This window comes from Clostridium zeae (genome assembly GCF_017312485.1).
In the GTDB taxonomy this organism is placed as follows: domain Bacteria; phylum Bacillota; class Clostridia; order Clostridiales; family Clostridiaceae; genus Clostridium_AR; species Clostridium_AR zeae.
On the sequence record NZ_BMBA01000007.1, the window covers coordinates 76,225 to 89,297 of the forward strand.

Annotated in this window: 14 protein-coding genes; 12 read left to right on the forward strand and 2 right to left on the reverse strand. The window is 30.4% G+C overall.

Features of this window, described 5'->3' with window-relative positions; all coding sequences use genetic code 11:
• The first annotated feature begins 1 nt into the window (after position 1).
• From opp4C to J3477_RS21550, 3 genes are read left to right on the forward strand one after another with little or no spacing between them, the layout of a single operon-like run.
• The gene (gene opp4C, locus J3477_RS21540) at positions 2 to 862 is read left to right on the forward strand and encodes an oligopeptide ABC transporter permease (protein WP_206872277.1); all 861 of its coding nucleotides are present in this window, start codon (positions 2 to 4) and stop codon (positions 860 to 862) included.
• Between the two features lie 10 nt (positions 863 to 872).
• On the forward strand, positions 873 to 1,856 hold the full coding sequence (locus tag J3477_RS21545; RefSeq protein ID WP_206872278.1) for an ABC transporter ATP-binding protein: 984 nt from the start codon (positions 873 to 875) through the stop codon (positions 1,854 to 1,856).
• Positions 1,857 to 2,852, forward strand: a complete 996-nt coding sequence (locus J3477_RS21550; protein ID WP_206872279.1) for an ABC transporter ATP-binding protein — start codon at positions 1,857 to 1,859, stop codon at positions 2,850 to 2,852. It abuts the gene before it with no gap.
• A 54-nt stretch (positions 2,853 to 2,906) separates the two neighbouring features.
• Here the strand turns inward: J3477_RS21550 and J3477_RS21555 are convergent, their stop codons facing one another.
• Positions 2,907 to 3,158 (reverse strand): hypothetical protein, encoded by a 252-nt coding sequence (locus J3477_RS21555; protein ID WP_206872280.1) that lies wholly within the window; start codon positions 3,156 to 3,158, stop codon positions 2,907 to 2,909.
• A 388-nt stretch (positions 3,159 to 3,546) separates the two neighbouring features.
• On the opposite strand from J3477_RS21555, the gene J3477_RS21560 reads away from it, so the two are divergent.
• From J3477_RS21560 to J3477_RS21570, 3 genes are all read left to right on the forward strand, one after another.
• Positions 3,547 to 5,073, forward strand: coding sequence for a YjjI family glycine radical enzyme (locus J3477_RS21560; protein WP_206872281.1), 1,527 nt, complete (start codon positions 3,547 to 3,549; stop codon positions 5,071 to 5,073).
• Entirely contained in the window at positions 5,063 to 5,917 is an 855-nt protein-coding gene (locus J3477_RS21565) for a YjjW family glycine radical enzyme activase (RefSeq protein ID WP_206872282.1), read from the forward strand. Before J3477_RS21560 ends, J3477_RS21565 begins: the two co-directional genes overlap by 11 nt.
• A gap of 372 nt (positions 5,918 to 6,289) precedes the next feature.
• Entirely contained in the window at positions 6,290 to 7,396 is a 1,107-nt protein-coding gene (locus J3477_RS21570; protein WP_206872283.1) for a DEAD/DEAH box helicase, read from the forward strand.
• A gap of 88 nt (positions 7,397 to 7,484) precedes the next feature.
• Here the strand turns inward: J3477_RS21570 and J3477_RS21575 are convergent, their stop codons facing one another.
• A complete protein-coding gene (locus J3477_RS21575; RefSeq protein WP_206872284.1) occupies positions 7,485 to 7,646 on the reverse strand; it encodes a hypothetical protein in 162 nt (53 codons plus the stop codon).
• A 330-nt stretch (positions 7,647 to 7,976) separates the two neighbouring features.
• Between J3477_RS21575 and J3477_RS21580 the strand changes: the two genes are divergently transcribed.
• From J3477_RS21580 to J3477_RS21605, 6 genes are all read left to right on the forward strand, one after another.
• Positions 7,977 to 8,774, forward strand: a complete 798-nt coding sequence (locus tag J3477_RS21580; protein ID WP_206872285.1) for an amino acid ABC transporter substrate-binding protein — start codon at positions 7,977 to 7,979, stop codon at positions 8,772 to 8,774.
• A gap of 8 nt (positions 8,775 to 8,782) precedes the next feature.
• A complete protein-coding gene (locus J3477_RS21585; RefSeq protein WP_206872286.1) occupies positions 8,783 to 9,466 on the forward strand; it encodes an amino acid ABC transporter permease in 684 nt (227 codons plus the stop codon).
• Positions 9,467 to 9,478: 12 nt separating this feature from the next.
• Entirely contained in the window at positions 9,479 to 10,219 is a 741-nt protein-coding gene (locus J3477_RS21590; protein WP_206872287.1) for an amino acid ABC transporter ATP-binding protein, read from the forward strand.
• A 457-nt stretch (positions 10,220 to 10,676) separates the two neighbouring features.
• The gene (locus J3477_RS21595; protein ID WP_206872288.1) at positions 10,677 to 11,672 is read left to right on the forward strand and encodes an LCP family protein; all 996 of its coding nucleotides are present in this window, start codon (positions 10,677 to 10,679) and stop codon (positions 11,670 to 11,672) included.
• 195 nt (positions 11,673 to 11,867) lie between these two features.
• A complete protein-coding gene (locus tag J3477_RS21600; protein ID WP_206872289.1) occupies positions 11,868 to 12,611 on the forward strand; it encodes a hypothetical protein in 744 nt (247 codons plus the stop codon).
• A gap of 25 nt (positions 12,612 to 12,636) precedes the next feature.
• Positions 12,637 to 12,837, forward strand: coding sequence for a hypothetical protein (locus tag J3477_RS21605; protein WP_206872290.1), 201 nt, complete (start codon positions 12,637 to 12,639; stop codon positions 12,835 to 12,837).
• The last annotated feature ends 236 nt before the right edge of the window (positions 12,838 to 13,073 follow it).

Sequence of the window (13,073 nt, forward strand, 5' to 3'; positions counted from 1 at the left end):
TATGTCGAAAGAAAAAGTAGAAACTTCAGAGAATGCATGGAAAAGGTTTCGAAATGATAAATTGGCCCTATTTGGTCTTATAGTATTAGTAGTTTTCATAGTTTTAGCTATTATAGCTCCAATAATAGCGCCATATGGTAGAGATACAATAGATATGATAAATATAGAAGCTAGTCCAAGTAAAGTACATATATTAGGTACGGATGAACTTGGAAGAGATGTTTTTACAAGATTAATATATGGTGGACAGATTTCTTTAAGCGTTGGTGTTGTAGCAACAACTATTCAGCTTGCTATTGGAATAATTCTTGGATCAATAGCAGGATATTGTGGTGGTGTGGTTGACACAATTATTATGAGATTGGTTGACATAATAATGTGCTTCCCTTTTTTTGTTATTGCCATTTCAATGGCGGCAATTTTGGGCCCAAGTATATGGAATGTAATGATTATTATCGGTGTATTACAGTGGACTAACCTTGCAAGAATTGTTAGGGCAGAAATATTATCTTTAAAAAGAAGAGAGTTTATAGAAGCTGCCAAAGCTCTTGGGTTAGATGGCAAGGATATTATAATTAAACATCTATTGCCAAATATTTTTGCACCAATTATTGTTTATGCAACTCTCGGAATTGCTGGAGGGATACTTTCTGAAGCAGGATTAAGTTTTCTAGGGATGGGAGTAAAACAACCTCAACCTAGCTGGGGAAATATGCTATCGGCAGCTCAGAAGATGACCATACTTCAAAGTGAATGGTGGTTATGGATTCCACCTGGACTTATGGTATTTCTAACAGTATTATCGATAAATTTCCTTGGGGATGGAATAAGAGATGCACTTGATCCAAAGTTAAGACGGTAGAGGTGAGATAATGGTAAAAGAATTACTCAAAGTTAATGAATTAAAAATTTGTTTTCATACTTCTTATGGAATAGTGAATGCAGTAGATGATGTAAGTTTTTCTATCTATGAGGGAAGAGTCTTAGGAATAGTAGGTGAATCCGGCTGCGGTAAAAGTGTAACTGCCATGTCTATTCTTAGGCTTCAAGATAAATCTTCAGGTGCAGTAGAAAGTGGTGAAATAGTTTTTGAAGATCAGAACCTCCTTGAGTTTTCAGAACAAAAGCTGAAAATCATAAGAGGCAATAAAATAGCTATGATATTTCAAGAGCCAATGACTTCTTTAAATCCTGTATTTACAATAGGAGCACAAATAGGAGAATCATTAAAAATTCATCAAAAACTTAAAGGAATAGAGAATAAAGCAAAATGTATTGAAATGCTAGAACTTGTAGGCATACCAAGAGCAGATAAAGTAGTGAATGAATATCCACATCAATTAAGCGGTGGTATGAGACAAAGAGTTATGATTGCTATTGCTTTATGCTGCAATCCAAAACTTCTTATTGCGGATGAACCTACAACAGCCTTAGATGTTACTATACAAGCTCAAGTTATAGAGCTTATGAAAGAAATAAGAAGAAAACTACAAACATCAATTATGCTTATTACACATGATTTAGGTGTTATTGCAGAAATGGCAGATGATGTAGTGGTAATGTATTCAGGAAAAATAGTCGAACAATGCGGTGTTGTAGATATATTTGACAATCCTAAACATCCATATACTAAGGGACTATTAGAGTCAAGAACAGAGAATGTAGAGAAAGGTGAAATTCTAAACTGTATATCAGGAATGGTTCCTAGCCCTGTAAATATACCAAAGGGTTGTTCCTTTAATCCTAGATGTTCAAGCTGTATGGAAGTTTGCAGACGTGAGAAGCCACCACTTATAGAAATTGAACAAGGTCATAAAGTCAGATGTTGGTTATATGGGAAAAAGGAGGAGATATAATTGGGAAAAGAGTTACTAAAGGTTAGCGGATTAAAAAAACATTTTCCAATTAGAAATGGAGTGTTATCTCTAAGTAAAGGCAGTATAAAAGCTGTAGATGGGGTTTCTTTTACCATAGAAGATGGATCGATTTTTGGCCTTGTAGGAGAATCAGGATGCGGAAAATCAACTACAGGAAGAACTATTTTAAATCTTCTTGAACCTACAGGTGGAGCTGTTGAGTTTGATGGCAAGTTGATCTTTGATGTTGAAAAAGGGCTATACATTGATAAGAAAGAAATGAGAGCACTTAGAAGAAAGATGCAAATTATTTTTCAAGATCCATATGCCTCTTTAGATCCTAGAATGAACATTGGGGATATTGTATCAGAAGGAATTAAAAAGCACCACATCGCAACCGGCATGGAGGCAATGAATATTTCTAAGGAATTTCTAGAATTATGCGGATTAGAAGGAAACTGTATAAAAAGATTTCCACATGAATTTAGTGGTGGACAGAGGCAGCGTATTGGAATAGCAAGAGCTCTTGCTCTGCAGCCTAAATTTATAGTTGGAGATGAGCCAATAGCTGCTCTCGATGTTTCTATTCAAGCTCAGGTAATAAATCTTATGCTACAACTAAAGGAGAAATTTAAGCTTACATATTTATTTATTTCTCATGATTTAGGAGTAGTACGGTATTTTTGTGATAAGGTAGGAGTTATGTATTTAGGAAATTTAGTTGAGGTTGGAACTAGTGAAGAATTATTTAAAGATCAATTACATCCATATACTAAAGCTCTACTCTCTGCAATTCCTACTTCGCATCCGTTATCTAGGAAAAATAGAATAATTCTTAAAGGTGATGTGCCAAGTCCTGCAAATCCACCAAAAGGGTGCAAGTTCCATACTAGATGTATACATTGCACTTCAATATGCAGAGAAAAGGAGCCTGTACTGCAAGAGGTTTCTGCACAACATTTAGTTGCTTGTCATAACTGGAAAGCAATAAACTAACAAAGGAGCTGACTCATATTATATAATAAGAATATGAGTCAGCTCCTTAACATATTATTTTCTTTTCTTTTTCTTCTTTTTATTTCCACTAGGAGTATTCTTTGAAACTGTACTATTAGCTACAGCTTTTTTTTGAAGCTTTCCTCTTGAAAGGAAATCCATTGCAGCGAATACCATAAATAAGACAGCTAAAAAAATAAAGGTTGGACCACCCCAGCTTTTATTTATATTTACAAACCCCGTAATAAGAAATAAACCTATTATAATACCGTAAAAAGTAATTGAAACCTTTTTTGCTTTTTCCATGAGCAATGCTCCTCTCTATAAAAATTCAATATATAATTATAATTGCTTATAAGTACATTATAATATCGTTTTCATTAAAAGTATATATGTATGTCCTAATTAGTGATGGGTTTTGTATTTATAAACACCAATTATAGAAAAAATATCAGTACGGTATCTAAGCACATGTTTATTTAAAATCTCGATAAAATGGTTTATAATCAAATGTGTAATATAAAAAAGCACTAACTACATATAATCTTATATTTTAGAGATTTTATTCACAACAAGTAAGTTTAATAATATAAATTGAAGAAATACTTAGTAAAGTTGTAGTTAACAATTTTCTTGAAGGAGAATAATATCTTAAAACATGTAAATAAATATATATAAATTAGGAGGTACTTTTATGATATCTAAGATTGGCGATATTTATGATATAGCAACAAGTAAAAGTTTAACTTACCAACAAAAGCTTTTCAATCTAGCTAATGTTGCAGAAAGACTTTTAGATCCACGTGAAATACTAGGGTATACAGAAGAAGAGATGAAATATATTGAAGAGGAAATGATTTGTGATCTTAATGAAGGTTATGCGATTTACAGACCGAGATATATAGTTCCTGATTATTCTGTATTACTAGAAAAAGGCTGTGAGTTTTTAGATTTAAAAGCTCCAACTGATTTAGACGAGCTTTTAGATAGTTTATTAATATTATATGTTCATATACCATCTATAACTTCATTCCCTGTATATATAGGAGATTTGGATAAGTTGATGGAACCATTTATAACTGATGTAGAAGAAGACTATAAAAAGATAAAGAGATTTTTAAACCATGTAGATAAAACTATTGTAGATTCCTTCTGTCATGCTGATATAGGTCCAGAAAAAACTAGAGCAGGAGAATTAATATTAAGAGCTATAGTTGAACTTCAAAATCCAACACCTAATATGTCTATAAGATATGATAAAGATATTACTCCAAGAGACTTTGCATTAAAAGCTGCAGAAGCTTGTTTAAAAGTATCCAAGCCATCTTTTAGTAACAATAAAAAATATACAGAGGATGTTGGCGATCATAGAATAGTAAGCTGTTATAATGCTCTGCCAAACGGTGGAGGGGCTTATACTCTCCCAAGACTTCGACTTGGAACTATAGTTAAAGGCATAAATTCTCTTGATGAGCTTTTAAATGAAAGACTTCCAAAAATAACAAAAGCTATGGCAACGATGATGGACAAAAGAATAAAATTTCTAGTTGAAAAATCAAATTTCTTTGAAAGCTCTTTTTTAGTGAAAGAAGGTTTTCTAAGAAGAGAGAATTTTTCTGCAATGTTTGGTATAGTTGGGCTTGCTGATGCGGTTAATTATATTTTAAACCTTGAAGGTTTAGAAGAAAGATTTGGAACTTCTAAAAGAGGAGATGAAATAGCTCATAGTATATTGAAGTTGGTTGAGAAGATTGCAAATGAACATGAAGCAGTTTACTGCGAAAGAACTGATAATAAATATCTCCTTCATGCACAAGTTGGTGCAAGCCTAAGTGAAGAAGATCACAATAATACTCCAGCTCATAGAGTTCCAGTTGGAGAAGAACCAATACTTCCAGTTCATATAAAACAAGCAATGCCTTTCCATGTTTATTTTACTTCTGGTACTGGTGATTTATTTGCTTTAGATCAAACATATTTGAATAAGCTAGATGCAGTATTAGATATAATTGATGGAGCATTTGCTGCTGGTGGAAGATATCTAACTACTTATCTTCACAACACAGATTTAATAAGAGTTACTGGTTATCTTGTAAAGAAAAGTGAGATAATGAAAGTAAGAGAAGGTGAAGCAGTGCTTAGAGACACTGATATCTTAGGCTCTGGGTCAAATACAATGGCACGTGTTCTTGATAGAAGAGTGAGAAAAGATGGAAATTAAGGTTCCTGTAAATAAAATTATACCTTTTTCAAATGTAGATGGTCCAGGTAATAGATTGACTATATTTTTTCAAGGTTGCAACATTAGTTGTGTCTACTGCCATAATCCTGAGACTATTAACCTTTGTTCTAATTGTAAATTATGTATTCCAGGATGCCCTGCAAAGGCTATTAAAGAAATAGACGGGAAAGTGTTTTTTGATGATAAACTATGTGTTGAATGTGATAAGTGCATAAAAACATGTAAAACTAAATCTTCTCCAAGAACAAAAAACTATAGTGTAGATGAGCTAGTAGAAATAATCGAGGAATATAAGCTTTTTATAAGAGGTATAACTGTTTCAGGTGGTGAACCAACACTAAAAGCAGCCTTTATAACTGAGCTTTTTAGAAAAGTTAAGAGTTTAGGTCTTACTTGTTTCGTTGATACCAATGGCTTTTTTGATAGAGATAGCATCTCGGAGCTAATTGAAGTCACAGATAAGTTTATGGTTGATATAAAGGCTATAGATAAGTTGGAGGCTTTGTGTGATACTAAAATGAAAAATAATTTAGATAATCTAAAGTATCTTTTGAGTATTGATAAAGTATATGAGGTAAGAACTGTATTGATTGAAGAGTTAATGGATTTAGATAATACAGTGGTTACTGTAGCAAATGTTCTTAAAGCCTATCCTGAGGTTATATATAAACTCATAAGAGTTCATACTGAAGGTTTGAAAGAGACGCAAAAGGAAAAAATAAAAGATAAAATTCCGACAAAAGAGCGAATGAATTATATTGAAAAGCTTGTAAGAGAAATTGGAGTAAAAAAGGTTGAAATTATTGATACACCAATAACTTAGTTTGGAAGATTGATTTTAAACCAAAATGGCATATCTTTAGTAATGACTTATAATAAAAAATGATTTATATAAAAGTACTCTAAATATATGAAGATGTATTTGGAGTACTTTTTCTTTGATAAACTTCGAAATAGAATCTGATATCGGTACAATTTATATAAATAAAGAATAAAGTTTCTATCTATAATTAAAACTATGTGTTATTATTAATTGTTACATAAAATGCAGTTATAAATTTATTAGATATATCTTATTGAAAATATAAGTTTCAAAAAAGTACTGTATCTATTGGTTAAAGTAAGATGAGTTACAAGTGATATATCTTATGTAAGTGTATAAAGGTAAATTATATAAAGAAGAAAGGTAATTATAATGAATTTTAAAGAACTTGGAATTAATGAAGAAATAATAAAAGTATTAAAAAAATCAGGGATTACAACCCCTACTCAAATACAACAAGAAAGTATCAAGTTTGTAAAATCAGGTAGAGATGTTATTGCAGAAGCTCAAACTGGAACAGGAAAGACTTTAGCATTTTTGCTACCTATTTTTGAAAATCTTTGGGATAAAACTGATACTGTTCAAGCTTTGATACTGACTCCAACTAGAGAATTAGCTATCCAGATAACAGAACAAGCAAATAAATTAAAAGAAGCTAAGGATATAAATATCTTAGCTGCATACGGCGGGAAAGACATTGAGGGACAGCTTAGAAAACTTAAAGGTAATATACATTTAATAATAGCAACACCAGGAAGGTTATTAGATCATATTAAAAGAAAAGCTGTTGACTTATCAAAACTAAAGACTTTTGTTCTAGATGAAGCAGATCAAATGCTTCTTATGGGATTTAAAAACGAAGTAGAAGCTATAATGAAAGAAACCTCAAAGAAAAGACAAATTCTTTGTTTTTCAGCAACAATGGATTCGCAGGTCAAAAAATTGGCATATAGATATATGAAAGACCCTGTTGTAGTTTCAGTAAAGAAATCACAGGAAATCACTCTTGATAACATTAAGCAGGAAGTTGTAGAAACTACTGATAGAAATAAGCAAGATGCTCTTTGCAAAGTGCTAGATGAAGATAATCCTTTTATGTCTATAATATTCTGTAGAACTAAGAGAAGAGCAGATGATTTAGAAGAAGCTCTTCATAAACGTGGATATAACTGCGAAAAGCTTCATGGAGATCTAATCCAGTCAAAGCGTGAAAAAGTTATGAAGGCTTTTAGAAATGCTGAAATTCAATATTTAATAGCTACAGATGTTGCAGCCAGGGGCCTAGATGTAACTGGAGTAGGGCATATATATAATTATGATATACCTGAAAATGCAGAAGGGTATATCCATCGTATAGGAAGAACTGGTAGAGCTGGAGAGGAAGGCTATACTTGCCTTTTCATAGATCCAAAGAACAAAAGAGATTTAGAAGAAATAGAAAGAGCTATAAAATATAAGATACCAAGAAGAAGCTTATAAAATATAAGACCTAATAAAATCGTATTAAGTGATTTTATTAGGTCTTTCATTTTTTGATCTGTTTTAAATTATCATAAATGATTAAATTTTATCTAACATCCTTATTTGTTTTTTCTGCTATGTATATATCAAAAGCCTTTATTCCTCTATTACAAAGTTTTACGAAAAGAACAAAACCGTAAATTCCAAGTACGAAAACTACAAATGGAAAAAAAGAAAGTATAAATTCAAGTATCCCAAATTTGTCCATTATTATTTTTCCCCCTTTTAAAATAAATACTATATAATTTTTAAGATTAAGCTTTTTATATTTTAGCATAAATCGATTCAATATCATACATATATTTAAAATATTGGCAGTAATACACTTTAAAGTGAGATAAGTTTTTATTAGAACAATTTTATAAATGCATAATATTAAATGAAAAAATTCAAAATAATATAAATAAAGGTTATAAAAAATAATCTTATAAATATAAGTTAAAGTAACATATAATATAAGTTGACATATTATAGAGAAAATGATACTATACCTATAACATACTAAAATGATAATAATACTAGGAATTGAGGGAGAAGAATGAAAAAGATAGCATTACTTATGGGCGCTTTACTAATTGCAGCAGTGGGTTTGGCTGGATGCACAACAAAGAGTAACGATACAACTAAAACTACAAATTTATTAGAGAGTATAAAAAAACAAGGATCAATCAAAATAGGAACTGAAGGTACTTATGCACCATACACTTTTCACGATAGTACTGGAAAGTTAGTAGGTTTTGATGTTGAAATTGCTGAAGAAGTAGCTAAAAGATTAGGAGTTAAACCTGAGTTTGTTGAAACAAAATGGGACGGAATGCTTGCTGGTCTAGATGCAAAGAGATTTGATATTGTAGTAAATCAGGTAGGGATAAATGATGAAAGAAAGCAAAAATATGACTTCTCTGATCCTTATGTAACTTCTAGAGCAGTACTTATAGTTAAGAGTGATAACACTACTATAAAAACTTTTGAAGATCTTAAGGGTAAAAAAGCAGCACAGACTTTAACAAGCAACTTAGGAAAATTAGCAAAAGATAATGGTGCTGAAATAGTTACTTCAGATGGTTTTAACCAATCAATAGATTTATTGCTTGCTGGAAGAGCAGATGCAACAATTAATGATAGTTTATCTTTCTATGATTTAAAAAAGCAAAAACCTGATCTTGCAGTAAAGATAGCTGCGGAAAAGAAAGATGCAGATCAAAATGCTATACTTATAAATAAAGGAAATAAAGAGCTAGTAGATGCAATAAATAAAGCTTTAGCAGATATGAAGAGTGATGGTACTTATCTAAAAATATCTAACAAATACTTTAATACAGATGTATCTAAGTAGGATATAAAATGGTTTTTGACGACAGTACTACGAGAATAATTAATATTCTGTTAGATGCTTTTTGGCCTATATTAAAAGCAGGCTTGGTTTTTACCATGCCTGTTACCATCATATCTTTTATATTAGGCTTAATTGTAGCGCTTTTTACTGCTCTTTGTAGATTATCAAATTCAAAAGTTTTAAATGGAATAGCAAAATTCTATGTTTGGATAATAAGAGGTACTCCGTTATTGGTTCAATTATTTATAATCTTCTATGGTTTGCCCAAAATAGGAGTTGTATTAGATCCATTACCTTCTGCCATTATTGCTTTTACTTTAAGTGTTGGAGCATATAACTCAGAGGTTATTAGGGCAGCGATATTATCAATACCAAAGGGACAATGGGAATCTGCATTTTCACTTGGAATGAGCAGAAATAAAGCTCTTAGAAGAATAATTTTGCCACAAGCAACTAGAGTTTCAGTGCCTCCTTTATTTAATTCTTTTATAAGTTTAGTAAAGGATACATCCTTGGCAGCAACTATAACTTTAACAGAAATGTTTCAAATCGCTCAAAGAGTTACTGCAACAACTTATGAACCATTATGGCTTTATACAGAAGCTGCTGTAGTTTATCTGATATTCTGTACTGTACTCTCAGCAATTCAAAGAAGAATAGAAGTAAGACTAGAAAAATATGTTGCTAAGTAATGGAGGAGTACAATGATTGATATAAAAAATTTAGATAAGATTATAGGAAATAATCACATTTTAAAGTCCATAAATTTAAACATTAATGAAGGAAAAACAACTGTTGTTATTGGTCCTTCAGGATCAGGTAAAACAACATTACTTAGATGTTTAAACCTCTTGGAAATTCCGAACGAAGGTGAAATAACTTTAGGGGATATGACAATCGTCTTTCATAAAGATGCCAAGCTATCTGAAAAAGAAATAATTTCATTTAGGAAGCAAACAGGAATGGTGTTTCAAGGGTTTAACTTATTTCCACATATGAACGTACTTCAAAATGTAATGGAAGGACAAGTAACTGTTTTAAAGCGTTCCAAAGAAGAAGCAAAAGAAAAGTCAAGAAAACTTTTAGCTAAGGTAGGCTTGAGTGAAAAAGAAAATAGTTTTCCATACGAATTATCTGGAGGTCAACAACAAAGAGTAGCAATTGCTAGGGCCATGGCTATGGATCCAAAAATTATACTTTTTGATGAACCAACCTCTGCTTTAGATCCAGAACTAGAAGCAGAAGTTCTTAAAGTAATGAAAGAATTAGCTGTAGAAGGAATGACAATGGTAGTTGTAACTCATAATATGAATTTTGCTAAAGAAGTTGCACATAAAGTGGTATTTATGGAGGATGGAAAAATACTTCAAGAGGGTAGTCCTGAAGAAATTTTTACAAATCCTAAAAATGAAAGAATGAATAGATTTTTAAATATACTGACTTAAAATCTTACGTTAAAGAATCGCTGAAGCAACTTTCTTCAGCGATTTTTTTTTGCATCTGCCTTTCCGAATATATATGAGGAAACTAGGCAGACGATACTTTCTTTGTTTGTGTTATACTAAGATACAGGTTTATATTATTAGATTATGCAAAATTATAAGTTAAAAAGTTATGGGATTTAACCGTTTTGTTAATATTATAATAAAGTTTTATTATAGATTATATATAGTAAATATTAAATTGCTTTCAACATTCAATATTAATGTTCATAATAATTTAATAACCTCATTTAAATAAGCTATTATGGTAGTTTAAATGAAAATCATGTCTCATTTACTCAAAAACAGTATTATTTTTGTGAAAAATAAGTAAATTTGTGATAGAATACTGTATGTGAGCTTTGACGTCCATAAATATTTATAAGAATTTGACAATAACAGTATAATTGGAGGAATAAAAATGGTAAAAAGAGCTAAGAAGAAAAAGATGAAAAAGTCTACAAAAATAACTTTAATTACTATAACAGCTATTTTATTATTTGTAATAGGCTTTGGAACGATGTATTTCTATAATACCTTCTCAGGTATAAAGAAAGATACAATTTCAAAAGCAGAGATCGAAAAAAGTATAGATAGTGATGTAAAAGCAAAGTATGATGATAGTATAATAAATATAGCTTTACTTGGGGTTGATAGAAGAAAAGGTGATACAGGAAGATCAGATGCAACTATGGTTCTAACTGTTGATAAGAAACACAATAAGCTCAAACTTACTTCACTTATGAGAGATAGCTATGTTAGTATTGATGGTCATGGAATGGACAAGCTAAATGCAGCATTTGCATATGGTGGTGGTGCATTATCAATAAAAACAATTAATCAAAATTTTGGACTTAATATAACAGATTATGTAGTTGTTGATTTCGGTGAATTAGCAGATATAATAGATGCACTTGGTGGTGTAGATATTAATGTAAAGCAAAGTGAATTTACTGAAACTAATAAGTATATAGAGTCAGTAATGAAAGAAGCTAACAAACCTGGTAAGACTCTTACAGCACCAGGAATGCAACGTTTAACTGGTGTACAAGCTGTTGGATATTGTAGAATAAGATATACCGATAGTGATTTTGCCAGAACAGATAGGCAAAGAGATGTATTAGTAGCAATGTTCAATAAGGTGAAAACAATAAGTCCAACTGAGTTGCCTGGAGTAATTAAAAAAATATCACCATATTTAGAAACAACATTAGGAGCATCAGATATACTTAATTTAGGAACTGGAGTATTAAAGAGCGGTGTTGGAAATATACAACAGCAAATATTCCCGATAGAAGGTCTGGATAATTGTGTAGGAACTACTACTGGAACGTTCTACTTTAAATATGATAAAGATGCACTAAAGAAGAGAATACAAAATTATGTATTTGAAGATAAAGATGCTAAAAATCAATAATTGCTAATTAAGAAAGTCCTAATATAGATTGTGCTATATTAGGGCTTTATATATTTAAATTAAGTTATAAAAGTGCTAAAATAATGTACTGAGCTTTTAATATAGTTACTCATAATAGTATTAAATATATAGATATATTTGATAATTTGCTGTTATAATTTAATAGTTAATTTTAAAATGAGGTGGAGTAGTTGAATGGAAAAGTTGTATAATGTATATACAGATTCTGATCAAATTATTTTGATTAATAAAAATGTAGATGGTGAAGCAAGAGTTTTAGTGGAAAAAGAGTTTGAATATGATAATGAAGTTGAAAACCAAAATTTAATCTTTTGCTATTCTCCTACATATGATATATTGAACAATGGTTATAGGCATTTGTATGATATAAAGCTGTATGAGGATCTAAAGAATATAAAGACCTCTTATGACAAGGATGGCATTTTAAGTGAGTTTGGAATAATATCTGATTTAAATAAGGATTACATTCCTGTTTATATTAGATACAACCTGCTAAAAATCAAGCAAGATATGCAAGAATTAATTGAAGACATAAGTGATTTTTTTATAACAGACATAAAATTAAAATACAATGAAATAAATATTTATACAATGGGATTATCATACTTTTATGATTCAGAAGCAATCGATATAAATATTACTATTGGAACTGAAAGTGAAAGAGAAAAGCTTGAAGAAGATGGTTATGATATAAATTATTTAGGAAATTATTCTTTAAGTTTGAATTTAAGTGGATTAATAAAAGATAAACTTGATACATTAATATTAAGTGTTGCAAAAGATGAATTGATGGATGAATATGAACTTTTAAAACACATCGTTGAAAGTGTGGAAGAAAAGTTGAGAACTGTAGCATGGAACCATAAGATAGAAGTTTCTAAAGAGTTCACTTTTCAACAAAGTGAACAATATGACTAGAAAAAGATTTTAGGAGGAAGGTATTATGGAACAGAATCAAGATGAAGTAAAAGAATTATTAAAGCAATTGCTTACGGAAGTGAAAGATATAAAAGAAAGAGTAGCTGCTATTGAAAAGAATCAGATCCAAGTTGCAAACGCTGAACATAAAAATTGGCATATGCTTGCAGAAAAATTAGAAGTATATGATAAGGTACTTTATAAAGTTTTCGGTAAGAATCAGTAATATTAGGCTTTGTAATTATAATAATCAAATACAATTATTATAAAAAAATATTTGCATTTCATATTTTCTATTTGGATATTAGGAAATGCAGATGCTCAAATAAGTAGCTAAAGGAATTGCTTTAGCTACTTATATATTTTTTTATTGTTCCTTTCAAATTATATATTAAATATTAAACACTACAACCAGATATCTTTATTTTGAGTTTATGGATTGAAGGAGTTTAACTATAAATA